Raw genomic sequence first — 25,518 nt, 5'->3', positions numbered from 1 at the left:
TTTCTCTTTTGTCATAGTTATAGCTAGCATTTTTCCTAAGATCACGTCATTCACAGTGAAATGAGCGAAATTAAGCATAACACCCACAGCTCGGACACAGATGCGGGCTTTGCACTGCACAAAACGGTTGTACTTGTAGGCATGATGGGGGCGGGAAAGACGGCGGTGGGCCGTGCGCTGGCCGCGCGGCTGGGCGTTCCCTTTCTCGACAGCGACGCCGAGATCGAATCGGCAGCCAATATGACCATCCCCGAGATTTTCGAACGTGACGGAGAACCGTTTTTCCGCGCTAAGGAATCTCAGGTTATCGGGCGTTTGCTGGATGAGGAAAAAGGCATCCTATCGACCGGTGGCGGCGCGTTTCTGGCGGAACAGAACCGCACAATGATCACGGAACGCGGGGTCTCGGTCTGGCTGCGGGCCGAACTCGAGGTTTTGTGGAATCGCGTCAAACACAAAGACACGCGCCCCTTGCTGCGTACCTCTGATCCTTATGCGACTTTGCGCGGCTTGTATGAACAGCGTGTCCCGGTTTATGCGAAGGCGGATTTGATCGCCGAGTCCGACGGCGAGACCTCGATCGAGAATATGGTGAACCGGGTGGTGGATGCGCTGGCAACACGCCCCGATGTTTTGGAACGGAAGTAATGCATCAAACCGTACATGTAGAGCTGGGCGAGCGCTCGTATGATGTAGAAATCGGCCCGGAATTGCTGGCTCAGGCCGGTACACGGATCGCACCGTTGTTGCACCGGCCCAAAGTGGCGGTTGTGACGGACGAGAACGTGGGCGCGCTGCATCTGGACGCTTTGCGTGACGGTTTAGCCCACGCCGGGATCGAGATGACGTCGCTGACTTTGCCCGCTGGTGAAGCGACCAAAAGCTGGCCGCATTTCGAACGCACTGTAGAGTGGTTGCTGGCTGAGAAAATTGAACGCCGCGACGTCGTCGTTGCCTTTGGTGGCGGTGTGATTGGCGATCTGGTGGGGTTCGCCGCTGCGGCTTTGCGACGCGGAGTACGGTTTGTGCAAATCCCGACCTCGCTGCTGGCGCAGGTCGACAGTTCGGTGGGGGGCAAAACCGGGATCAACGCGCCGCAGGGCAAAAATTTGATCGGGGCATTCCATCAGCCGTCGCTGGTGCTGGCAGATACTTCGGTGTTGGGGACGATGACCCCGCGCGATTTCTTGTCAGGCTATGGCGAGGTGGTGAAGTACGGCCTGCTGGGAGACGCAGCGTTCTTTGAGTGGCTGGAAACCAACGGAACGGATGTCTCAGGCGGTGATATGGCCGCACGGGTGCGGGCCGTAACCCGTTCGGTGCAGATGAAGGCCGATATCGTGGCGCGGGATGAGACTGAGCAGGGCGACCGCGCGTTGCTGAACCTTGGTCATACCTTCTGTCACGCGCTTGAGGCTGCCACTGGTTATTCCGACCGTCTGCTGCATGGCGAGGGCGTCGCCATTGGCTGCGCGCTGGCGTTCGAACTGTCGGCGCGCCTGGGTCTGTGTTCACAGGAAGACCCCAGCCGCGTGCGGGCACATTTGCGCGCTATGGGCATGAAAACCGATCTGAATGACATCCCCGGCGACCTGCCTGGGGCCGAAGCCTTGGTCGATCTGATGGCGCAGGACAAAAAGGTCATCGACGGTCAATTGCGGTTCATCCTGGCACGTGGGATCGGTGAAGCTTTCGTGACATCGGACGTCCCGCGTGAGGCGGTGATATCCGTGCTGGAAGACGCCCTGGCGACGGCCTGATCAGCGCCCCCGGATCACCATCAACTCACCAATGTTTTCCCGGGTGATATAGCCGACCATTTTACCAGTCTGCGTGCAGACGGCGATAGCCGGTGCGCCCTTGTGGAGCGTTTCCAGAACCATCTCAAGCCCGCTGGTCAGTTGCACCCTTGGGATATTGGTTTCCATGACCGACGTGGCGGGGTCGGACCGCGGAGTTTCCCCGGCTAGGGCTGCAAAAAGACGACCGCGGGTGACAAACCCAAGCAATGCACCTTCATCATCCAAAACGGGAAATTCGTGCTGCGTCGTGTGTATGACTGCCTGCGCTGCCGTCGCCAGCGTATCGGACGGGGACAAAGCGTGGAATTCAGTGATCATCGCATCACGCGCCAGAACCCGCCGCGCGACCGAACGCATGGCCACGTCCTGACTTTCGGAATTGGCGGCGACAAAAACGAAAACCGCAATCAGGACCAGAATGGCGTTGCCGGTACTCAGCCCCCAAAAGCCAAAGGCGACAGCCACGATCTGTCCTGCGATTGCCGCGATCCTGGTTGCCTTCACCCGATCCATTTTGAGACATAACAAGGCGCGGAACACCCGCCCGCCGTCCATTGGGAAAGCTGGTATCATATTGAAGGCGGCCAGCAGCAAATTCACATATGCCAGACGGTTCAACAGACCCGGAACAGTGGTGTCGATCTGCGCCATTGTCTCAAGTGGCATACCGGCCCCCAGCGCGACCAGAATGATCCAGATGACGATATTCACCGCCGGACCGGCAAGGGCCACCCAAACCTCTTGCATCGGCTTTTCGGGCATCCGTTCCAACCGCGCCAGACCGCCAATTGGCAGCAAGGTTATGTCTGGGGTTTTGATGCCGTATCGCCGTGCCATCAGCGCATGGCCGAATTCATGCGCGACGACGCAGGCAAACAAAGCCAGCACAAAGATCAGGTTTTCGATGACGGCTGGCAGCCCGCCGCGGGAATAGGCGGCGAAACCGACCCAAGCCAGCAGCAGGAAAAAGGTGACATGGACCCTCAACTCGGACCCCAGAAACCGGCCGAGTGAGAAGGACCATGTCATGATTTGCCTCCGCTACGCTTAGAACGGAATCTCGTCGTCGTCGATTCCACCGGATGCCGGGGCAGGGGCGCTGGACGGTGCGCCATAAGGATCGCCGTATCCACCCCCGGCCTGACCGCCGCCGTAACCGCCCGATTGGCCGCCACCGCCGCCGCCTTCGCCGCGGCCATCCAACATCACAAGGGTAGAGCCAAAGCCCTGTAGAACAACCTCGGTCGAATACCGATCCTGTCCGGATTGATCCTGCCATTTGCGGGTCTGCAGTTGGCCTTCAAGATAAACCTTAGACCCTTTGCGCAGGTATTGCTCGGCCACACGGACAAGCCCCTCGTTGAAGATCGCGACCGAGTGCCACTCGGTACGTTCGCGACGCTCACCTGTGTTGCGGTCTTTCCAGGTCTCGGATGTTGCGATGCGCAGATTGCAAACCTTGCCACCGTTCTGGAATGTCCGGACTTCGGGATCGCGGCCAAGATTTCCGACCAGAATGACCTTGTTGACTGAACCCGCCATGTATTTCCCCGTTTTGAATTGACGTATGCGCGCCGAATCTGGCGCAGTGTTTCCCAGCGACCCTATACGGCCTGCGTCTTGGTTGAAACACAGTTACTGCATGCAACACTGAGCAAGAAATTACTCAGGTTCGGTTAACCATGCTTTCATTATAAACTGAGATATCTATACTCCATAAGGTTCCTGACTAAGCGAGATTGGCTTTAATGCGTTTTCTGGTTGGTTGTTTTGTTGGTTTATGTGTTGCTCTGGTCTCGGTTCCGGTGGCCGCGCAAACGTTGTCGACCAAAAGCCGGAAGGACATTTTCCTTAAACAATCCAAGATTTTGGACACGCGCGCCGCAACCCAGTATCGGGATTCCGAACGGCTTAAACCCAAGACTGCTCAACCGAAGTTTAACAAACGCTATACCGGGAAGTATCGCGGTCAGTATATGACACTGGCGCGTCAGGCGGCACGCAAACATAACGTCCCGGAAGAGCTTTTCCTGCGCTTGGTTCAACAAGAAAGCGGTTGGAATCCACGTGCAGTATCACACAAAGGCGCTTTGGGACTGGCACAGTTGATGCCCGGTACAGCGCAGCTTTTGGGTGTGAATCCGCATGATCCACAGCAAAATCTGGAAGGTGGCGCGCGGTATCTATCCTGGCAATACCGCAAGTTCAAATCGTGGCGTCTGGCGCTGGCGGCCTACAATGCCGGACCTCAGGCGGTTGAGAAACATGGCGGCGTACCACCTTACAAGGAAACCCAGAACTACGTGAAGGTTATCTGGGGCGGTTGAGCTAAATTCGATGCTTAGGTCTCTTTTGACCAGGTACATTTAGCTAAAATGCTTATGAGAAAATTTGTTCAAGTAATGCCAAAGGGCGCCGATCAGAAACCGACGCCCTTTGCACCAATTTTGAAGCCTATTCCGCGGCGATTTTGATGACCGGCTCCATACGGGCCAGAATATCTTCGGCCAGATGACATTTCACCTGATGACCATCGGCCAGAGTTTTCACTGGCGGTACGTCGCGTTCACACAACCCGCCCGGAACTTCGGATTTCCAACGGCACCGGGTCTGGAACGGGCAACCCGGCGGAGGATTCATGGCCGACGGGATATCGCCCTCAAGTACGATGTGCTGCTTCTCGATTGAGGTATCGGCAATAGGCACCGCGCTCAGCAAAGCCTCGGTATAGGGATGGTAGGGCGGGGCAAAGACCTGATCAGTGGTGCCCAGTTCGACCACATGGCCAAGATACATCACCATCACCCGGTCGCTGAGGTAACGCACAATGGACAGGTCGTGGCTGATGAACAGCAGCGTGGTTTTATGCTCGCGCTGAATCTCCATCAACAGATCAGTCACCGCCGCCTGAACGGACACATCCAGGGCCGAGACCGGCTCATCCGCCACCACAATGCGGGCGTCCCCTGCAAAGGCGCGGGCGATACCGACACGTTGCTTCTGTCCGCCCGACAACTGGCGCGGCATTCGATCCGCAAAGGCGCGGGGTAGCTTCACCAGGTCCAGCAGTTCCAGCATACGTTGCTTACGTTCAGCCTCGGAATTGCCGACGCCAAAGATTTCCAACGCACGAATGATCTGACGACCCACAGTCATCGATGGGTTCAGCGTATCGAACGGGTTCTGGAACACCATCTGAACCTCGCCCACGGTCTTGGTGTCGCGCTCCTCAATCGGGACAGCTTCAATATTGCGGTTGTCCAGCAGGATCTGACCGTCGGTGGCCGTTTCCAGCCCCATCAACACCTTGGCGAAGGTGGACTTGCCGCAACCGGATTCACCCACAATGGCCAGTGTCTCGGACTCGTGGGCCTCGAAGCTCAACGTTTCATTGGCTTTTACAACTTTGGTCTCTCCACCCCCGAACAGGGCATTTGCGGCCACCTCATAGTATTTCTTGAGATTGTCCATCTTCAGAATTGTGCGCCCGATTTCGCCCTTTTCCTTCTGTTCAGCCATGGTGATCGGTGCGTTCCAATCGATTTCCTGGAACTTCAGACAGCGCGTGTGGTGCCGATCATTGCCCGGTACCGGCTCCATCAGAATGTTTTGCGCGTCACAACGGCCTTCCTCAAAATAGTCGCAGCGCGGACCAAAGTTACAGCCCGGCGGGCGTTCATGCGGCAGAGGGAAGTTCCCCGGAATGGCCACCAGCGGGCGTGCGTTCTTGTCAGCGCCGGGCAAGGGGATCGAGCGGAACAGCGCCTGCGTGTAAGGATGCTGCATCTCGTCGAACACATCATGAATCGAGCCACGCTCGACCGCTTCACCCGAATACATCACGCACAGCCTGTCACAGGTCTCAAGCACTAGACCCAGATTGTGCGAGATGAAAAGCATCGAGGTGCCGTATTTCTTTCCTAGATCCTTGACCAACTCTACCACGGCGGCCTCAACCGTCACATCCAACGCGGTGGTTGGTTCGTCCAGGATCAGCAGCGCTGGTTTTGACATCAACGCCATGGCGATGACGATCCGCTGCTGTTGACCACCCGACAACTGATGGGGGAAGGAATTCAGCATACGCTCAGGGTCGGGCAAGCGTACATCGGTGACCACCTCAAGCGCGCGGGCATAGGCCTCTTCTGCGCCGACGCCTTCGTGGATCATGGGCACTTCCATCAGCTGCTTGCCGATCTTCATCGCCGGGTTCAGCGAGGCCATCGGCTCCTGATAGATCATCGCGATCTCATTGCCACGAATGTCGCGCAACTCGTCCGAGGTCATCTCGGACAGATCACGCCCCTTGAACTTGATGGTGCCGCCGACGATCCGACCGTTTTTGCCCAAGTCCTGCATGACACCCAATGCCACTGTGGATTTGCCGCATCCTGACTCACCGACCAATCCTACAGCTTCACCCGGTTGCACACTGACCGAGAAATCCATCACGGCCGGAATTTCCCGCAGACGGGTAAAGAAGGAAATCGACAGCTTATCGATCTCGAGGATCGGGCCGTCATAATCCGCCAGTTTGTTCATCGTTTCCTACTCCCTGATGAAATCGATCAAGCGACCATTTTCATCTTTTCGAAAATACTTCGGGGGTCCGGGGGCAGGGCCCCCGGCCTCGATCACATCAGTCCTTCAGACTTTCCTCACGCAGGCCGTCCGCCAGCAGGTTCAATCCAAGAACCAGTGACAACAGGGCCAGCGCAGGCGGAAGGGCAGGGTGCAGATAGATCGACAACAGCTTGCGCCCCTCGTTGATCGTCGAACCCCAGTCTGGGCTTTCCGGTGGCAGCCCCAGCCCGAAGAAACCCAAGGTTCCCAAAAGGATGGTGGTGTAGCCAATCCGCAGGCAGAAATCGACAATCAGCGGACCGCGCGCGTTTGGCAGAATTTCCCACAGCATGATGTACCATGGACCTTCTCCACGGGTTTGCGCCGCCGCCACATAATCTCGCGTCTTTATGTCCAACGCCAAACCACGCACGATGCGGAACACGGTGGGTGAATTCACGAACACAACGGATACGAACACCACCAGGATGCCGCCAGGAATATCGAACAGGTCCAGATAAGTCGGCAGTCCCCAGATGCGATAGCTATCGGTATTGATGATGTAACCACCGGTCGAGATCAGCGACAGGTAGAACCAGATCGCAACTCCCAACACCCCGATCAGCAGCGGTGTGCGGAAATTCGGTCGCGTGTAGTAGCGTGAATTCAGCAGAACGCCTATGAATAGGATCGGAAAGACGAACAACACAGCTGCCATATAGTTCGGCACGCCCGTCGCTACGATTTCCGGTGTCACCAGCAGGTAGAACAGCAAGATCACCGGGAAGGCCAGGATAAGGTTGGCCAGGAAGGACAGGAACGTATCCAACCGACCGCCATAGTAACCCGCGGGCAGACCCAGAGTGATCCCGACCATAAAGGCAAACAACGTTGCCAGCGGCGCAATCTGCACCACGATCCAGGCACCTTTGACCATGCGGCTGAAGACGTCGCGGGCAAGGTTGTCACCCCCCAACAGATACCAGGTGTATTCCCCCTCTTCCGGGCTGGGCAGAGGTGTTCCGGGAACTTTGTTTTTCATCCCAGAAATCTGTGACAGCGGGTCATGGGTAACGATCAGGTCCAATGCCCCAAAGATGCCGGTGAAAACCCAGAACATCACAAGGCCAAAGCCGATCATGCCGATAGGGCTGTCGAACAGTTTGCCATAAAGGCCCAGACGCCGTTTAAACGCGATCGACATGGCGTACAGGATGATCAGCGACAGCCAGACAGGTAGAAACTGCTGTGAGATCGCACCGATGATTCCCGCGCTGGTACCCAACACGATGCCCAGCACGATATAGGCCACGGCAAGTGCGACACAGGCAGCAAAGCTGTAGCGCAGCGCCTTTTGCGTCAACCCACGCATGCCCGATCCTGAGCTAAGCGTGCCGTCCAGATTCACACTCATCGGCGCCTCGGGCAGTACGATACTGCCAACTATCCAAGTCACGATGGAGACCAGAAGGGCTGCGATTGCGATCATCAGCAGCGGGTTCAGGAAGGCGATAGAGCCGGTCCAGGTAAGTGGTTCCATGTTCTAACCCTCCTTAAGAAATGCGAATGCGCGGGTTGAGGTAGACATAGCCGATATCCGAGATCAGCTGGGTCAACAGCACCACAAAGACCGACACCACGGAAATCGCTAGCAATAGCTGGATGTCGTTGTTGCCCGCCGCCTGCACCAGCGCCCAACCGAAGCCCTTGTAGTTGAACAGCGTCTCAACAATCACCACGCCGTTCAGCAGCCATGGGAACTGCAGCATAATGACGGTAAAGGGCGCGATCAGCGCATTGCGCAGCGCGTGTTTCATGACGATGTTGGGGAAGGATACGCCTTTCAGCCGTGCGGTGCGGATGTACTGCGCTGTCATCACCTCGGTCATCGAGGCGCGGGTCATTCGGGCGATATAACCCATACCATACAACGCAATGGTCAGTACCGGCAGGAAAAAGTTCTCGAAGGTCGGATTGTCCATCGCCTGCGTTGCAGTGCCTTTGAACCATTTCAGACCAACGGTGGATGAGGTGAAGATGGCAATGAAGATCACGCCCGACACATATTCGGGCGTCGCCGTCGTTATGATTGAGAACGTAGACAGAGACCGATCCAGCGCTGAGCCTTCGCGCATCCCGGCCAGTACGCCCACCAACAGGGCTGATGGGACCATCAGGATCAAAACCCACATCATCAAGTAGCCGGTATTGCCCAATCGCTTGGCGACAATGGTGCCGACCTCATCCTTGAAAACAGTGGAATAGCCCCAGTCCCCCTGAAGGATGCCGCAAAACCGGGGCGTGGTTTCCTCGGTCAATCCGGGTCGGGTGCAGGTGCCCACGAATGTGCCGTCATCCAGAGTTTTGGAAAACCCCGGTGCCACGCCCAGCCATTGGCCATATTTGACCAGCGTGGGTTGCAGGTAGCCACGATTACCCAGCCAGGCCTCGACCTGTTCGTCGGACATCCGTTGGTTGCCCTGGGTTTTGGCCAGCTTTTCCAAGTTTGGGTATAGGTTGGTCAGAAAGAAGACCACGAACGTCAGGCACAATGCTGTCAACAGCATGACGCCAAACCGTCGGAGGATGAATAGTCCCATGATGGCCCCTGTTTTTCGAGTGTTCCGCAGATCTTTGGACCATTTTCTGGCCTCGGACTTCCGACTTGACGCCGGGTTGTCTGCGGCTGGAAAGGGGCGCCTGGATCAGGCGCCCCCGTTGATTGTCTGACAGGTTTTAGGCCGACCAGCCCCACTTGTAGTGGTGATGTTCGAAAGCGATATGCATATCGGTTCCGACCAGACCATCTTTCATATGGCGATACAGCGCGCGCCAGTAGGGTTGAATGGTCACGCCTTCTTCCTGAATCAGCGCCTCGCCTTTGGCGACCACTTCGCGCCGTTTGTCGGCGTCGGCAATCGCCAGGGCTTCGGTCAGGATGGCGTCGAATTCGGAGTTGGCCCAACCGAACTCGTTCCAAGCTTCACCGGATTTATACGCCAATGCCCAGATCTGTACGCCCAGAGGGCGGTGGTTCCAGTTGGTTGAACTGTAGGGGTATTTCGTCCAGTCGTTCCAGAAGGTGTTCCCCGGCAGAACCGTGCGTTTTACATTGATGCCCGCGTCCCGCAGCTGCGCGGCAACAGCGTCGGTTGTGTTACGGCGCCAGTCGTCGTCAATCGACAGCAGTTCGTGCTCGAAATCAGCCATGCCAGCTTCTTCCATGAGCTTTTTCGCCCCAGCCGGATCGACCGTTTGCTTGGGCAGTTCTGCATAGTCCGGATGGATAGGCCCGACATGGTGGTTTTCAGCCAGCGTGCCGCGGCCGCCATAGCCCAATTCAAGCAGAACGCTGTTGTCCACCGCCATTTGCAGAGCTTTGCGCACGCGTTTGTCGGCATAAACCTGTTTGCCGTCAACTTCGGCCAGCTGATTGGGACGGATCACGAGGGTTCCCATGGTGATCACTTCGGATTTCTCATAGCCGAGGCCGTCCATCACATCGATGAATTCACCAACGGATTCGTGCAGCATATCGACTTCGTCCGATTCCAGGGCTGCCAGCCATGCCGACGGATCGGTGCCGTAGTCGATATATTCGATACGATCCAATGTCGCAGGACCAAATACTTCTTCACCCCACCAGGTGTGGTCAGGTGCGCGCACCAATGTGCATTTGACCCCGACTTCCAGCTCTTCAAGGATGTAGGGACCGGTTCCGACGTTGTTGAGTAGGTCGTTTTCATTGAACGAACTATGCACGATGGCCGACGGATAGTCGGACATGCCGGCAATCAATGAAATATCCGAGCTTGGCAGGTTCAGTTTCACCGTCGTCGGATCAACAACTTCGATCGAGCCTTCGATAGCCTGGCCGGTGTCCGCGTCGATCAGTGTCGCAAAGCGACCTGCCATCGAATTGGTTTCCGAGCTTTTGTCACACCAACGCGCAATATTGCGTGCCACATCATCTGCAGTGAAATCATCGCCGTTGGTCCACTTCACACCCGGGCGCAGTTTCAGTGTGTAGACAGTGGCGTCATCATTGATTTCCCAACCTTCCAGCAACATTCCGCGGAATGTACCGTCCGAGTTGTATTCGACCAGGTATTCCATTGTGCCGCGGGTTTGGTTGCCCATTTCCGACCAGTCATACGTGCGTGGGTCTTTCAGGGCACGAACGCTCATCTGGACGCGCAGGGTGCCGCCTTCTTGTCTGGTATCTTCGCCCTCGGCGCGGACAGGGGCTGCTAAGCCAATCATGCCGTAAGCACCTACAGCAGTAACACCCAGACCCGTGGCGCGGGTCAGAAACTCGCGCCGGCTTAATTTGCCGTCCCGATATTCCTGAGCATGCATCTCTGCCGCCCAGTGAATCGGTGCTCCGGTAAAGGTTTGCTTATTCATCGATGTCTCTCCCTGTGACATGTTCTTTTTATTGAAGAAGGTTGGAACCGTTCAGACCATATTGAGGCGAACAGCAGGTTCTCGGAATACTCGTTGGATTTTCATCATCCCCATGGGGCTATTCCGCCCTAGAATTCAAATGAGGTCAATGTTCGAAATCGACGTAGATAGCACAAAAACGACATGGCTGGGAGTGTTTGCTGTTGTCTCGGGCCCGCAGCGTCTTATTTCAAGCGATGTATACTGTCGTGAACCGAAACAATTGGCGTTTGGGGGAATCGCTGGAAAGGATTCTCGGAGATGAAGTTTGAACTACGGCTTGTATCGTTTTGAGAAATCTATCTGATTCCAATTCTTCATCCGTGCGCGAAACCAGGTGCGCTGACGTTTGGCGAATCGGCGGGTGGCAATCGTTGCACGCTCTTTGGCGGCGTCCAGCGTAAGATGACCGTCAAGATAGGCCAGCAATTCGGGAACGCCGATGGCTTTGAAGGCGGGCAACGTCGGATCATAGAGGTCTCGCATCGCTTCGACCTCTTGCAGCGCGCCAGAGTCCAGCATCAGATCGAACCGCCGGGTGATGCGATCAAGAAGCCATTGTTTGTCCACGTCAAAAACGATCGGAACCGTGTCAGTCAAATTCAGAACGGGCGGCGGTGTCTCAGCCTGCCAGTCGCTCAGGCTTCGTCCGGTAGCCCGCTGCACCTCCCAAGCTCGCTGAACACGGGCGCGGTTCTGCGTGTCGATCCGTTCCTGTGTCCGCGTATCGACACCAGCAATTAATGCGGTCAGGTCCAGTTGGTCTGCCTCGGCGCGGATTTCCAGCGGCGTGGCGGGGATGTCGGCCATCCCTTCGGTTAACGCCGAGAAATACAAGCCGGTGCCGCCCACGATGATCGGGCGCTGTCCCCCGGTCAGCAGTGGCGTTACCTCGCGCAGCCAATGACCCGTCGAATACTCCTGATCATACGCGATGTGGCCGTAAAGCAGATGCGGCGCGCGGGCCTCTTCTTCGATCGAAGGGCGGGCCGAAATTACACGCCAGCAGTCATAGACTTGGCTCGCATCCGCATTGACGATCACGCCGCCGAACGTCTCGGCAATCTGCAGGGCCAGGGCCGATTTGCCCGAGGCGGTCGGCCCCGCAATCAACACCGGTTTGTCGTCGGGGATGGGGGGCAGGCGGTCCCAAATCTGCGATCTGTCGTTATTGTCCATTCGGGCTGCCTCAATCGTCACCAATCGCATTGAACCTGCGGAGGTTTTGCTTCATTTTGCGCCGGAAAATAAACCCGTGCCAGCCCGGAGCGCAACATGAGCCTTTCCCCGACCCTCGAATCCACCGAGACCGCCAAAACCAAGTACAATCGCGTGATGCTGAAAATCTCGGGCGAGGCGTTGATGGGCGATCAGGGGTTTGGCTTGCATCCCCCCACCGTTCAGCGCATCGCGCAAGAGGTCAAGTCGGTGCATGATCTGGGGGTCGAGATTTGCATGGTCATCGGCGGTGGCAATATTTTCCGCGGCCTCAGCGGTTCAGCACAGGGGATGGAGCGCACAACAGCCGATTATATGGGCATGCTGGCCACGGTGATGAACGCGCTGGGGATGCAGTCGGCACTTGAGGAAATCGGTGTGTTCACTCGTGTCATCTCGGCCATTCGCATGGATGAGGTGTGCGAGCCCTATATCCGCCGTCGCGCCGTGCGCCACCTTGAGAAAAAGCGGGTTTGCATTTTTGCTGCGGGAACTGGCAACCCTTATTTTACCACCGACACCGCCGCGACTCTGCGTGCCAATGAAATGGCGTGTGAGGCGATTTTCATGGGCAAAAATGGTGTGGATGGGGTTTATGACAAAGACCCCAAAGAACACGCGGACGCAGTGCGCTATGACACGGTTACTTATGATGACGTGCTGGCCAAGCGGTTACGCGTCATGGATGCCTCGGCCATTGCACTGGCACGCGACAACAACCTGCCGCTGATCGTATTTGGCTTGGATGAGCCGGGCGGGTTCCGTGGAATTCTGGCGGGTGAGGGGACCTATACCAAGGTTCAGGGCTAAATCCTTCGACAGCTTTTTGTGTGCAGGCCGGGGCGATTGCCCGGCCTGTTTTCATTTACAGCGGCCGATTTTCGTCATGGCGGTCATATGAAGCAAGCCTGTCACTTTTACGCATTTTGTCGCTTTTAAGTAATAGGTGGTCTTCTCAGTTACGCCCTTGCCGATCCGGATATTGGATGTCCTGCGCATCGATAAGGGGAAGGAAAGATAATGTCCGACAATACGGAAACCGACTATGAAGTCGGTCAGGACAACGTTCAGATCATGGGTCTGGACGTCCACAATCCGGTCTTTGCCGTTTCGGGGCTAACCATCATTGCATTCGTGTTCTTCTCGCTGGTGTTCCGCGAGCAGGCGAGCGAGTTCTTTGGGTGGCTTCGACCGGCTTTGACCAGCAATTTCGACTGGGTGTTCATGATTGCGGCGAACATCTTTGTCGTGTTTTCACTACTGCTGATCGTCACGCCGTATGGTTCGATCCGTCTGGGCGGGGATGATGCCAAGCCGGATTACAGCTATGCCGGATGGTTCTCGATGCTGTTTGCCGCGGGTATGGGCATCGGTCTGGTGTTCTGGGGCGTGGCCGAGCCAATCTCGCATTACGGGTCGTCGCTGGGCGGGGTTGCCGCTGGCGAGGATGGTCTTCGCACCGACTGGGCACCGTTAGGTGCCGGTCTAGAGGACCCCGAAGCCTCGAAGAAGTTGGCGATGGCAGCCACCATTTTTCACTGGGGTATGCACCCTTGGGCCGTGTATGCGGTAGTGGCACTGGCGCTGGCGTTCTTCAGCTTTAACCGCGGTCTGCCGCTGACCATGCGGTCGGTGTTCTACCCGCTGTTTGGTGAGGCGACATGGGGTCCGTTGGGTCACATCATTGACGTTCTAGCCGTGTTCGCCACGATCTTCGGTTTGGCGACCTCGCTGGGCTTGGGTGCAACGCAAGCGCTGGCTGGTCTGAATTATCTGTTCGATGTTCCGATCACGGACGGGATGAAAGTTCTGCTGATCGGTCTGATCACGGCATTCGCATTGATCTCAGTGGTTGCTGGCCTCGATAAGGGCGTAAAGCGGTTGTCCGAGGCCAACATGATCCTGGCCGCGGCCTTGTTGCTGCTGGTGCTGATCCTTGGGCCTACCGTGGCGATTCTGACCGGCTTCTTCGACAGCCTGATTGAATACGTCGTCGCATTGCCTGCACTGTCGAACTGGGTCGGTCGCGAAGACACCAACTTTATGCAGGGCTGGACCACCTTCTACTGGGCGTGGTGGATCTCCTGGTCACCATTCGTCGGCATGTTCATCGCCCGAATCTCGCGCGGCCGAACCGTGCGCGAATTCGTGACTTGCGTGATCCTGATTCCAACCGTCGTTGGCGCCTTGTGGATGAGCGTTTTTGGCGGTGCCGCGTTGGATCAGGTTATGTCCGGTTCGGGGCAGGCCCTGTCGGATGCTGCGCTAGAACTCAAGATGTTCTCCATGTTTGAACAATTCCCGATGACAGGTTTGCTGTCCTTCGTTGGCATCGTTCTGGTGGTTGTATTCTTCGTCACCAGCTCGGATTCCGGCTCGTTGGTGATTGATACGATCACGGCAGGTGGCAAAACCGATGCGCCGACGGCGCAGCGTGTGTTCTGGTGCATTCTGGAGGGCGCAATCGCGATCGTTCTATTGCTGGGTGGCGGCCTGGGTGCGCTGCAGGCTGCTGCGATTGCAACAGGCTTCCCGTTTGCGATCGTTCTGGTGCTGATGTGCGTGTCGATCTTCATCGGTCTTGCGAACGAAAAGCGACGCCGCTGAATCCAATTCAGCCCTTCGAAAGCCCCGGACAAGCGTCGGGGCTTTTTTGTTTCATGCCGGGTTGACCGAGCTCAGGGCCGCTGGCTATGTATCCGCGTCTTTTGATTGCCAGATCTGGTCCCGAAAGACTGCCCGTGCTTCTGTTTGTTTGACTGGGGCTGTGGCTGGGCTGGAAGACCTGCCGTGATTTCCGAGTTGTCCGAAATCATGCGCGGGCACGTCATCGGAACAAGCAGCATGAGCAAGGAGCGACGTGCCATGGGCACTCTTGATATCGATTTCGTTAGGGCGCAGTTCCCGGCTTTTTCCGAGCCCTGCCTGCAAGGTCAGGCGTTCTTTGAAAATGCAGGCGGGTCATACACTTGTAAGCCGGTGCTGGACCGGCTGACGCGCTACTATACTCAACGCAAAGTGCAGCCCTACGGCCCCTATGACGCCAGCCGTCTGGCAGGCGAAGAGATGGATGAAGCCCGCGCACGCATGGCTGCGATTCTGGGCGTGAACACAGATGAGCTGAGCTTTGGTCCCTCGACCACTCAGAACACCTATGTTTTGGCGCAGGCATTTCGCCAATGGATGCAGCCGGGCGATGCCATCGTTGTCACCAATCAGGATCACGAGGCCAACTCGGGACCGTGGCGGCGTCTGGTCGAGGACGGGTTTGAAATCCGCGAATGGCAGATCGACCCGGAAACCGGTTCGCTCAACCCGCAGGATCTTGAGAACTTGCTGGACGAGAAGGTGCGTCTGGTCTGTTTCCCGCATTGTTCCAACGTGATCGGAGAGATCAACCCGGTCACCGAAATCACCGCCATTGCCCATGCGGCGGGAGCGTTTGTCTGTGTAGATGGCGTTTCATACGCGCCACATGGGTTCCCAAATGTCGGCGATCTGGGGCCGGATATCTATCTGTTCTCGGCCTATAAAACCTACGGTCCTCATCAGGGTTGCATGGTGATCAGGCGTGCGCTTGGTGAGCTGCTGCCAAACCAGGCGCACTATTTCAATGCAGACGCGCTGTACAAGCGTTTCACCCCGGCGGGCCCGGATCACGCTCAGATCGCGGCCAGTGCAGGTATGGCGGATTACGTTGATCTGTTGTGCGACCACCATAACGGCCCCAAGGGTAACGCAACCGAACGGGGAGCCTTTGTGCATGACTTGATGCGCGGTCAGGAGGTTGCGCTGCTGCAGCCCGTATTGGACGCGGTCAAGGATCGAAATGCCGTACGCTTGATCGGTACCTCAGATGCTACACGTCGCGCTCCGACCGTAGCGTTATCGCTGAGCCGGAATGCCGAAGCCGTGGCCACCGATCTGGTTGAACACGGGATCATGGCAGGAGGCGGCGATTTTTACGCCGTGCGCCCGTTGCAGGCGATGGGTGTGGATTTGGATCAGGGCGTGCTGCGGGTCAGCTTTACGCACTATACCTCGCAACAGGAAATTGATCAGTTATTGGGCGCACTTGACGCCGTTTTGTGATCCGGTTTCTGCTCGGCTTCGTAATGCTAAGAAAACAGCCGGGCGGTCATGGAAAACAAACAATCACCGATCATCATGTGGTTCCGACGGGATTTACGCCTGTCGGACCATCCCGCGCTAAGTGCTGCGGCCCAAACGGGTCGCCCTATTCTGCCGGTTTTCATTCTGGATGATTTGGCTCAAGCGCTCGGTGCCGCGCCGAAATGGCGGCTTGGGCTGGGGCTTGAGGCCTTCGCGCAATCTCTGTCGCACATTGGCAGCCGGTTAATCCTGCGGCGCGGGGACGCGCTGACTGTTTTGCAGAACCTTATCGCAGAAACCGGAGCCAGCGGCGTCTATTGGACGCGAGCGTATGATCCTGATGCCATCGACCGTGACACACGCACTAAGTCTGCTTTGGCAGAGCAGGGCGTAGAGGCCAAATCCTTTGCGGGTCACTTACTATTTGAGCCCTGGACCGTAGCAACCAAAACAGGCCAGCCGTTTCGTGTGTTCACACCGATGTGGCGATCCGTTCAAGGCCGAGAAGTTGCCACGCCTGAAGGCGTGTCGTCGATCAAAGCACCCTTGACTTGGTCGACTTCGGAAAACCTGACCGATTGGAACCTGGGTGCGGCAATGAACCGGGGCGCAGCCGTGGTCGCACCTTTTGTCCGCCCCGGTGAGAATGCCGCCTTTGAGGCTTTGCACGAGTTTCTGGACCGAATCCAAGACTATTCGCACGATCGGGACTATTTGGATTTGGAGGGCACCTCGAATCTGTCCGAATACCTATCGCTTGGCGAAATCGGCCCCCGCAGTGTCTGGCATGCGGTACAGCGGGCTGCAATGAATGGCACGCAAGGGGCAGACGCCTACTTGCGTCAATTAGTTTGGCGTGAGTTTGCGTACCACTTGATGTATCACACACCGCGTTTGCTCAGCGGGAACTGGAAACCGGAGTGGGATACGTTTCCGTGGAACACGGACGCCGATCATCCCTCAGTTGTTGCTTGGCGACAGGCCCGCACCGGTATTCCTGTTGTCGATGCGGGATTGCGTCAAATGTATGTGACCGGTCGTATGCACAACCGCGCGCGCATGATCGTCGCCAGCTACTTGACCAAGCATTTGATGACGCACTGGAAAATCGGATTAAACTGGTTTGAAGATTGCCTGATTGACTGGGATCCGGCGGCCAACGCGATGGGCTGGCAGTGGGTTGCAGGCTCGGGTCCGGATGCATCACCATTCTATCGGATATTTAACCCGCTGACACAGCAGGAAAAATTTGATCCTGATGATGTCTATCTAAAGCACTGGATCGCCGAAGGGCGGGCCAAGCCTTCGGCTACGGCTTTGGCATATTTCCGGGCGGTACCGCATTCGTGGGCGCTTGATCCGGCGGAAAATTACCCTTCACCAGTGGTTGATCTGGCCACTGGCCGAGCACGGGCCTTGGCGGCTTATGAAGGCCGAAAAACCGGGTAAGGAACTGAAAACTTGCCAGAAACACAAACTCGGCCTAGCTTTTAACTGCGGCCGCACAGGGGAGAGCGGATGATCCTGACGACAACTGAAGGGCAAAAAGACCTGCCCAGATACTTTGCTCAAGTGTTCAAAATGTTGAACCGGATGGGTTCGGGGCGAATGGATATCGCTTTGCCCGATGGGCGCGTGTTCCGATCCGAAGGTGCCAAGCCGGGGCCAGTGGCGCGCGTGGACATTCACGATCCCGACGTATTTGCGCGTTTGATCCGAGAGGGTGAGTTGGGTTTTTCGGATTCTTACCTAGAAGGTGGGTGGAGCACGCCCGACCTGCGATCGTTCATGGATCTGGTGCATTTAGGGACCGAGACGGTGTATGACGACTTCACCGGAAGGTTCCTGGTGCAAGCCTATGAACGGCTTCGATTTTGGTTGCACAACAACAACCGTCGACAGGCCAAGAAGAACATCTCGTACCATTACGATTTGGGGAACGATTTCTACAGGCTGTGGCTGGATGAAACGATGACCTATTCCAGCGCGCTGTTCGAAACAGGGCAGGAAAGCCTGGAAAAAGCGCAGACTGCGAAATATGCCAGCCTAGTCGATGAAATGGGTGCCAAACCCGGTGACCACATCCTTGAGATCGGTTGCGGATGGGGCGGTTTCGCTGAATATGCCGCAAAAGAGCGTGGCCTTCGGGTCACAGGTTTGACGATCAGTCAGGAACAGTTAAACTTTGCAAGGCAAAGAATTGAAAAAGCAGGACTTTCTGACCTTGTTGAGTTCAAATTGCAAGACTATCGCGACGAGCGTGGCCAGTATGACGGCATCGCCTCGATTGAGATGTTCGAAGCCGTCGGACAGAAATACTGGCCGGTTTACTTTGAGACTGTGCGTGATCGGCTAAAACCCGGTGCGCACGCGACCCTTCAAATCATAACCGTTGCCGATCACCGGTGGGATATTTACAAGAACGGCGTTGATTTCATTCAGAAATATATCTTTCCCGGCGGAATGCTCCCCGCGCCGACGATCCTGAAACAGCAGGTGGCAGAGGCAGGATTGAACGTCGTGAAATCGCGGGAATTCGGTAAAAGTTATGACCTGACATTGCGTCGTTGGTACGAAACGTTCAACGACAAATGGGACGAAATTTCCGAAATGGGCTTTGACGAGCGTTTCCGGCGCATGTGGAACTATTATTTAACCGCGTGTGGCGCGGCCTTTGACACTGGCAACTGCGATGTGACACAGATCACTATAGCAAAACCCAGTTAACAAAGGGAAATTCCGAATGCCCACTGCGCCGCGACTTGTTGCTTCACTATGCCTATTGGCAGTGGCCTTTATCGTGTCGAGCATGATTATCAGCAACGGCGAAGAGGGCAAGGACTATGGCTGGTTCACCTATGTCAACATGATTATTGCGGTGGCCTGTGGTTGGAAGGTGATGGGAAAGCGCGTTGGTCGCGGCTGGACCGCCGCGGTCAATAATGGCATCGCTGGGGTTGTATCCTTGGTGTTCTGGGCCCTTTTTGTTCAGGGTTGCTACGAGATGTTCCGACTGGCCATGCGTCATCGCTATGACGGCCCGTTTGAGGCGCTCACGGCCATTTTCCAGATTGGTGTGGAGTACGGCAAACTGCTCATCGTTCCGGAAATTCTGTGGACTTTGGCTATCGGAGCTCTTATCGCAGGGCTTGCAACCGAAGAAGCCGGCCGTCGCTGGCGATAACTCACCAGAATTTAGACGAGCTTTACTCTAGTGTCCGATTTGTTTTTTTACGGCACGCTCAGGCATTTGCCGCTGCTGGAATGTGTGCTTGGCCACCCGCTGTCACAAATAAAAATATCTCAGGCCAGTTTGCCGGACCATGCGGTTTATGGCGTGGCAGGCCAGGCCTTCCCGATGATTGTTCCAGAAAAGGGCAGTCAGGCCATGGGGTTGCTGGTTCAGGGTTTCAGCGCCGAAGACCTGAAACGATTGGCTTTTTACGAAGGTGGGTTCGACTATGACCTCAGCCCGCACGGTGTGGACGTTGCTGACGGCTCACGCGCCGAGGCTAGTGTGTTCTTTCCCGAACCCGAATTGTGGACACCAGACAAGCCGTGGTCGTTGCAGGCCTGGGTTGATGAATGGTCCGAAGTGACCTTGCTGGCTGCACAAGAAGAGCTGGCCTATTACGGTAAGGTCGACGCAACCACGATCGCTCGTAACTTTGCGCCGATCCGCACCCGGGCTTGGGCTAAGCTGGCTGCGCGAAAACGCCAGACGGGCGATCCGCGTGACGTCGCAAAAGATGTGATCGTGCAAAGCCATCGGCGGGCCTATGTCAATTATTTCGGTGTGGAAGAATTGGATGTGCAGCACCGCCAGCATGACGGAACGATGGGTCCCGTGCTGCACCGGAGCGGATTGATGCAGGGGGCCGCCGTCGTTGTTCTGCCTTATGACCCGGTGCGCGACACTGTTCTTTTGGTTGAACAATTCCGCGCGCCGGTTTTTCTGATCGACGATCCCGAACCGTGGATGTGGGAGCCGGTAGCAGGCATGATCGACCCCGGTGAAACGCCGGATCAGGCCGCCCACCGCGAAGTGCAGGAAGAGGCGCAGGTGTCGCTGAACGCCTTGGAATATGCAGGCGGTGCCTACTCCTCGAGCGGGTCATCGACCGAGTATGTCTACCTTTATGTTGGGTTGGCTGATTTGACCCGGACCATCGACAATGGTGGCGTTGCTACGGAAGGTGAGGATATTCGCACACAAATCCTGCCATATGACGCGTTCCTTAAAAAGGTCGACAACAACGAATTCAAGGATTTGCCCCTGTTGATGATGGCAAATTGGCTGGCCCGGCATCGCGATCGTTTGCGCGGTTAACTATCGCCGCTTGTGGTTGTCGCACGGCATCTGTAAATCTTCGTTGATACGTAATGAAATGAGGGCGCCATGCGCATTGCACGAGACCTTGCCGACGCAGTCGGGAAAACACCGCTGATCCGGTTGAAGCGCATCAGTGAAGAGACCGGTTGCGAGATTCTCGGGAAGGCCGAGTTCATGAACCCGGGGCAATCGGTCAAGGATCGCGCAGCGCTCTACATCATCAAGGACGCAATTGCGCGCGGTGAGCTGAAGCCCGGCGGAACCATTGTCGAAGGCACGGCCGGTAACACCGGTATTGGCCTTGCATTGGTGGGCGCGTCGATGGGGTTCAAAACGGTGATCGTGATCCCGGAAACCCAATCCGAGGAAAAGAAAGACATGCTGCGTCTGGCGGGCGCGCAACTGGTTCAGGTTCCGGCCGCCCCTTACCGCAACCCCAACAACTTTGTGCATTATTCGCGCCGTCTGGCCGAGGAACTGGCGCAGACTGAACCCAATGGCGCCATCTGGGCCAACCAGTTCGACAATGTTGCCAACCGTCAGGCCCATGTGGAAACCACCGGCCCCGAAATTTGGGAGCAGACGGGCGGCAAAGTCGATGGCTTTGTCAGTGCAGTAGGCTCGGGTGGTACGCTGGCCGGCGTGGCGGACGCGTTGCAGCCCAAGGGCGTCAAGATCGCTCTGGTCGATCCGATGGGGGCAGGACTGTATTCGTACTACACCACTGGTGAAATCGCTATGGAGGGCAGCTCGATCGCCGAAGGTATCGGTCAAGTGCGCATTACCAAGAACCTTGAAGGGTTCAAGCCAGACTTCTCGTACCAGATGACCGATAACGAGGCGCTGCCATACATCTTTGATCTGCTGCGCGAGGAGGGTCTGGTTATGGGCGGGTCGACCGCGATCAACATGGCGGGCGCGGTGCGTCTGGCCAAGGATCTGGGGCCGGGCCACACCATTGTGACGATCCTGTGCGACTTTGGCACGCGCTATCAGTCCAAACTGTTCAATCCCGAATTCCTGCGTGAAAAGGAGCTGCCGGTGCCAGATTGGATGACCGAAGCCCCACGCAGCATTCCTGGCGTATTCGAGGACGTATGATGCTGCGGCAGGTTCGCCTGTTTCTTGCGTTTCTTCTGGTTTGTTTTGCCATGCTGGGCAGCCCCGTTGCCGCCCAGTTGACTGATCGGCAAAGCGAATATTACCAGAACTGGCTTGAGACGGCGGATCGCGCCGAGAAGGATATCGAATCCGATCGCACGTCAAACGCGGCATTGGAAAACCTGCGGGCTGAAATCCACAACTATCGTGAGGATTTCAACAAGGCACGTGGCGCTAATACCGACCGTATCCAGACGCTGGACGCGCAGATCAAGGCGTTGGGGCCAGCCCCCGAAGGGGATGCGACCGAACCCGAAGAGATTGCCAAGCTTCGCGAGCATCTGGAAAACCAACTGACCAGCCTGCAGGTGCCGCAAATCATCTCGGAAGAAGCGTTCAGCCGCGCCAACGGCCTGATCAGCGAGATAGACAGCCTGTTGCGCGAGCGGCAGACAAAAGAGCTTTTAGAACGCGGTGTATCGCCACTTAACCCTGTCTATTGGGGCCCAGCCTGGGTCGATATTGTCGAGGCCGTGCGAGGCCTGATCAATGAATCTGCGCTGAACCTGAAAACCAACATCGTTCAAAAACACCTGAAAGAGCGCGGGCTGGGCATTTTCTTCCTGACCGTCGCGGCTGGAATTTTACTGTACTACGGACGTTACTGGTCCGAGGCTGCCGGTGAATATCTGCGGCAGTTGGGCGGCCGGGGCAGCGGCGTGTGGTCGTTTCTGGTTTCACTGCTGCGGATTCTGCTGCCATGGCTGGGTGTCTGGTTGCTGGTTCAGGCGATCATCATGACTGGCCTGCCGGGATTGCGCGGAACGCTATTAATCCAGAATGTTCCTTATTGGGCCGCGATTATATTTTATTACGACTGGATCGGACGTCAGGTTCACATCTCGCAGGCGGCACAGAACTTTAACCGCTTGTCCCGCAAAAGTGTCACGCAGTTGCGGGTATACTTGGATATTCTGGCGATCTTCCTGATCGTGTACGAATTCGGGCTGCTGTTTGATCAGATCGAAAACATTTCGGACGCGACCCGGGCCGTTATCAGCTTTCCTGTGGTAGTGGGAACCGCGCTGGTTCTTCTGCGTATCCGCCGGATTCAGACCTCAAAACCGGAAGCCGAAGATGGGCAATCTGGTGAAACGCCGCGAAGTGCCGGGCTGACCCAGCTGATGGACTTTCTGCGCAAGGCGATTTTTTTGCTGGGGATCGCGAGCCCGATTTTGGCGGCTATTGGATATACCAACGCAGCCGAGGGGATCGTTTTCCCGGCGGTGAAAACGCTGGTTCTGTTTGCGGCTTTGACGATCTTTCATCGCTTTATCACCTCGGTTTACGGCTGGCTCAGCGGGCAAGGTGAGTCGGCGCGGGACTCACTGTTTTCGGTGTTGGCCGGGTTTATAATCGCCATTCTGACCTTGCCGGTTCTGGCGCTGTATTGGGGCGCACGACAGACTGACTTGCTTGAAGTCTGGTCGCGTTTGCTGCTTGGTTTTGACATTGGCGGCGTTACGATTTCGCCCCGCAACTTCTTTACCTTCCTAATCGTGTTTGTCATCGGCTATGGCTTGACCCGGCTGTTGCAAAGCGGGCTGCGCAATTCGCTGCTGCCCAAGACCAGTATTGATCCAGGCGGTCAGAACGCGATTGCCGCGGGCACCGGCTATGTGGGGATATTCCTGGCCGCGCTGGTGGCCATCATGTTGGCGGGGTTTGATCTGTCTTCGCTGGCCATTGTCGCCGGCGCGCTGTCGGTTGGGATCGGCTTTGGACTACAGACCATCGTGTCGAATTTTGTGTCGGGGATCATCCTGCTGGTCGAGCGTCCAATCTCCAAGGGGGACTGGATCGATGTGAATGGGATGATGGGTTATGTGCGCGATATCTCGGTGCGGTCTACGCGGATTGAGACTTTTGATCGTACCGATGTGATCGTTCCCAACTCGGACCTGATCAGCGGGGTGGTGACGAACTACACGCGGGGCAACACGATCGGGCGCGTTATCGTGCCGGTGGGCGTGGCCTACGGCACGGATACCCGCGTGGTCGAGAAGATTTTAGGTGAGATTGCCAATTCCCATCCGATGGTTCTGGCGCATCCAGCGCCCAGCGTGGTGTTTCAGGGCTTTGGTGCGGATTCGCTGGATTTTGAAATTCGCGCCATCTTGCGCGACGTGAACTGGGTGCTTTCGGTGAAATCGGATATGAACCACGAAATCAACCGCCGGTTTGTCGAAGAAGGTATTGAAATCCCCTTCGCGCAGCGCGATGTCTGGCTGCGCAATCCTGAGACGCTGCGAGGGCAGGGGCCTGCGCAAGAAGCCGAACCTGCAACGGAAAAAACACCTACCGAACCCCTGTCTTCCAAGCCTGCGGACATGACCGAGGCCGATCTGGCAGACGGTGATGGGGATGAGCTGTAACGGGGTCTGTGGCGGAACTGCGGAAGGTTGAATTTTCGCTTTAATCGCCCCTTGCAAATCCCTCGGCGATGGTCCAAATATCGCGCGCACGGAGAGGTGGCCGAGTGGTCGAAGGCGCACGCCTGGAAAGTGTGTAGGCGGGAAACCGTCTCCAGGGTTCGAATCCCTGTCTCTCCGCCATCCTTACCTGATTTCCGCATTTGAACTTTGACCTATTAATTGCGGGGAAGTTACATCTCCTTACGGATCAGGATGTCGGCCAGACAAGAGCATGCGTCTTTTGTACATCGAATTTGATCGCGAGGCAGGTCAAGCGCGTCGCCGAGAGTCCCTATTCTGCCCCCAACGCCGCAAACGCCCCGGAAGATTTCGCCATTCCCCCGGACCCGAAGGGATTCAAGCCCTACGTTGCATTTATATCCACGCCAGCGGTTCATATCCCTAAGAAGGAAGTCATTGGGGCGGAGTATCTCAGTGTGGCCCGACCGCGTGGTTGCGCGCATCACTGATCGAGGTTCTTCACCAACCGGGGCCCTGTCCGAGGGCAAACCCACCGCGAGAACCTGCAATTGGTCGTCGGTGTAGTCGTACAGCTGCACTCCGAAATCTTTCCGCAACGGTTTCAAGGAAATCGAAGCGGTGGGCAGCGCCGCGCGTAATTCCCGCGCATCTTCAAGCGTCTGATCAAAACGATCTGGATGCATCGTCACGTTGATATGAACGGTGATACGGTCAGTCATCGTACCCGCCACTTGGATAAAATGGCTCAGCTCTGCAAATTCGGCATGATAGGTCAGGATAACGCTGTTCAGGCGGCTGTTGATCATCTCCCAAAACCGAAGTGTGCGCGACGCATTGCTGATCAGGCTGACCTTAAACCCTATATCGGACGCATGACCTAGCAGATCAATGATGCGAGGATGCATTGTGGGTTCGCCGCCTGTAAACTGCAGCCAGACAATCTTGCCTAATTCATCCACATAGTGTCGATTTAATTGACGGTACAGATTCAGAACGTCACCGGTTTTCTGCCACTCAAGCGAACCGTCGTGCAAAGCCTTTGGGCAATAACTGCACGCATAGCTGCACGAATTCCCGAGCGTCCAGTCCACCACGACCATGTTGCCACACGCAGGATCGGGGTGGTCAATCAGAGTAAATAGGTCCGGATGGTTCTGGATATCTTCCATTAAAATCCAAGCGTTTAGCTAAGTTCCTCCGACAGTGCGACCAGAGTGGTCCTGTGGCCCCCACCAATTTTCCACAGCCTATCTTGAAATAGGAATTGGAACAAAATTTTTTGGAACACTAGGCATCAATGGCGCTTTGGTGGACGGTTTCGGATACCTGAGAACCCATTTCACAAGGCCAATTGCCTATGTGACAGGGCGATTGCGGGTTCGGTCGACTTGTTTTCGAGTGGCCATCTTTTTATAGTTTGAACATAATCTTTTAGAATTTTCGGCGCTAAGGCGTAATCGGTTTGTCGAATTTACAATAAATTAGG

At 56.3% G+C, this 25,518-nt stretch carries 20 protein-coding genes and 1 tRNA gene; 13 read left to right on the top strand and 8 right to left on the bottom strand.

The window, feature by feature from the left end; all coding sequences use genetic code 11:
- Window positions 1–60 precede the first annotated feature (60 nt).
- Entirely contained in the window at window positions 61–648 is a 588-nt protein-coding gene (locus ACR0LY_RS04600; protein ID WP_170348466.1) for a shikimate kinase, read from the top strand.
- A complete protein-coding gene (gene aroB, locus ACR0LY_RS04595) occupies window positions 648–1,760 on the top strand; it encodes a 3-dehydroquinate synthase (protein ID WP_170348467.1) in 1,113 nt (370 codons plus the stop codon). The genes ACR0LY_RS04600 and aroB overlap by 1 nt, the downstream gene beginning before the upstream one ends.
- Here the strand turns inward: aroB and ACR0LY_RS04590 are convergent, their stop codons facing one another.
- Both ACR0LY_RS04590 and ssb read right to left on the bottom strand, forming a co-directional pair.
- Window positions 1,761–2,831, bottom strand: a complete 1,071-nt coding sequence (locus ACR0LY_RS04590; RefSeq protein WP_170348468.1) for a site-2 protease family protein — start codon at window positions 2,829–2,831, stop codon at window positions 1,761–1,763. It lies immediately after the preceding gene.
- 18 nt (window positions 2,832–2,849) lie between these two features.
- Window positions 2,850–3,344 carry a single-stranded DNA-binding protein gene (ssb, locus tag ACR0LY_RS04585; protein ID WP_170348469.1) on the bottom strand — a complete coding sequence of 165 codons (495 nt, stop codon included), beginning with the start codon at window positions 3,342–3,344 and terminating at the stop codon, window positions 2,850–2,852.
- 206 nt (window positions 3,345–3,550) lie between these two features.
- Here ssb and ACR0LY_RS04580 point away from each other — a divergent pair, with 206 nt between their 5' ends.
- Window positions 3,551–4,129, top strand: a complete 579-nt coding sequence (locus ACR0LY_RS04580; protein ID WP_170348470.1) for a lytic transglycosylase domain-containing protein — start codon at window positions 3,551–3,553, stop codon at window positions 4,127–4,129.
- 127 nt (window positions 4,130–4,256) lie between these two features.
- Here ACR0LY_RS04580 and ACR0LY_RS04575 read toward each other — a convergent pair whose 3' ends face one another.
- The 5 genes from ACR0LY_RS04575 to miaA all read right to left on the bottom strand — a co-directional run bounded on the left by ACR0LY_RS04575 (window position 4,257) and on the right by miaA (window position 11,990).
- Window positions 4,257–6,344, bottom strand: a complete 2,088-nt coding sequence (locus ACR0LY_RS04575; protein ID WP_170348471.1) for a dipeptide ABC transporter ATP-binding protein — start codon at window positions 6,342–6,344, stop codon at window positions 4,257–4,259.
- A 97-nt stretch (window positions 6,345–6,441) separates the two neighbouring features.
- A complete protein-coding gene (locus ACR0LY_RS04570; protein WP_170348472.1) occupies window positions 6,442–7,905 on the bottom strand; it encodes an ABC transporter permease in 1,464 nt (487 codons plus the stop codon).
- Window positions 7,906–7,918: 13 nt separating this feature from the next.
- Complete coding sequence (locus ACR0LY_RS04565; protein ID WP_170348473.1) at window positions 7,919–8,965, bottom strand: ABC transporter permease; 1,047 nt, start codon at window positions 8,963–8,965, stop codon at window positions 7,919–7,921.
- Between the two features lie 136 nt (window positions 8,966–9,101).
- Window positions 9,102–10,772 (bottom strand): ABC transporter substrate-binding protein, encoded by a 1,671-nt coding sequence (locus tag ACR0LY_RS04560; RefSeq protein ID WP_170348474.1) that lies wholly within the window; start codon window positions 10,770–10,772, stop codon window positions 9,102–9,104.
- Between the two features lie 312 nt (window positions 10,773–11,084).
- The gene (gene miaA / locus ACR0LY_RS04555) at window positions 11,085–11,990 is read right to left on the bottom strand and encodes a tRNA (adenosine(37)-N6)-dimethylallyltransferase MiaA (RefSeq protein WP_170348475.1); all 906 of its coding nucleotides are present in this window, start codon (window positions 11,988–11,990) and stop codon (window positions 11,085–11,087) included.
- 96 nt (window positions 11,991–12,086) lie between these two features.
- Between miaA and pyrH the strand changes: the two genes are divergently transcribed.
- The 10 genes from pyrH to ACR0LY_RS04505 all read left to right on the top strand — a co-directional run bounded on the left by pyrH (window position 12,087) and on the right by ACR0LY_RS04505 (window position 24,191).
- Window positions 12,087–12,839: a UMP kinase gene (gene pyrH / locus ACR0LY_RS04550; RefSeq protein WP_170348476.1), complete on the top strand. Its 753-nt coding sequence runs from the start codon at window positions 12,087–12,089 to the stop codon at window positions 12,837–12,839.
- Window positions 12,840–13,049: 210 nt separating this feature from the next.
- On the top strand, window positions 13,050–14,636 hold the full coding sequence (locus ACR0LY_RS04545; RefSeq protein ID WP_170348477.1) for a BCCT family transporter: 1,587 nt from the start codon (window positions 13,050–13,052) through the stop codon (window positions 14,634–14,636).
- 258 nt (window positions 14,637–14,894) lie between these two features.
- Entirely contained in the window at window positions 14,895–16,121 is a 1,227-nt protein-coding gene (locus tag ACR0LY_RS04540) for an aminotransferase class V-fold PLP-dependent enzyme (RefSeq protein ID WP_170348478.1), read from the top strand.
- 48 nt (window positions 16,122–16,169) lie between these two features.
- A complete protein-coding gene (locus ACR0LY_RS04535; RefSeq protein WP_170348479.1) occupies window positions 16,170–17,591 on the top strand; it encodes a cryptochrome/photolyase family protein in 1,422 nt (473 codons plus the stop codon).
- A 69-nt stretch (window positions 17,592–17,660) separates the two neighbouring features.
- Window positions 17,661–18,869 (top strand): SAM-dependent methyltransferase, encoded by a 1,209-nt coding sequence (locus ACR0LY_RS04530; protein ID WP_170348480.1) that lies wholly within the window; start codon window positions 17,661–17,663, stop codon window positions 18,867–18,869.
- A gap of 16 nt (window positions 18,870–18,885) precedes the next feature.
- Complete coding sequence (locus ACR0LY_RS04525) at window positions 18,886–19,326, top strand: TrgA family protein (protein WP_170348481.1); 441 nt, start codon at window positions 18,886–18,888, stop codon at window positions 19,324–19,326.
- 30 nt (window positions 19,327–19,356) lie between these two features.
- Complete coding sequence (locus ACR0LY_RS04520) at window positions 19,357–20,472, top strand: NUDIX domain-containing protein (protein WP_170348482.1); 1,116 nt, start codon at window positions 19,357–19,359, stop codon at window positions 20,470–20,472.
- Window positions 20,473–20,541: 69 nt separating this feature from the next.
- A complete protein-coding gene (locus ACR0LY_RS04515) occupies window positions 20,542–21,576 on the top strand; it encodes a cysteine synthase A (RefSeq protein WP_170348483.1) in 1,035 nt (344 codons plus the stop codon).
- Window positions 21,576–24,011 (top strand): DUF3772 domain-containing protein, encoded by a 2,436-nt coding sequence (locus ACR0LY_RS04510; RefSeq protein ID WP_170348484.1) that lies wholly within the window; start codon window positions 21,576–21,578, stop codon window positions 24,009–24,011. The genes ACR0LY_RS04515 and ACR0LY_RS04510 overlap by 1 nt, the downstream gene beginning before the upstream one ends.
- Window positions 24,012–24,101: 90 nt before the next feature.
- Window positions 24,102–24,191 (top strand) — tRNA-Ser (locus tag ACR0LY_RS04505).
- A 50-nt stretch (window positions 24,192–24,241) separates the two neighbouring features.
- Here the strand turns inward: ACR0LY_RS04505 and ACR0LY_RS04500 are convergent.
- On the bottom strand, window positions 24,242–25,201 hold the full coding sequence (locus ACR0LY_RS04500) for a radical SAM protein (RefSeq protein ID WP_170348485.1): 960 nt from the start codon (window positions 25,199–25,201) through the stop codon (window positions 24,242–24,244).
- Window positions 25,202–25,518: the final 317 nt, after the last annotated feature.

This window comes from Ruegeria sp. BC5 (genome assembly GCF_056539205.1).
Note: the sequence above shows the minus strand (reverse complement) of the source record. Positions and strands in the feature narration are given on the sequence as shown.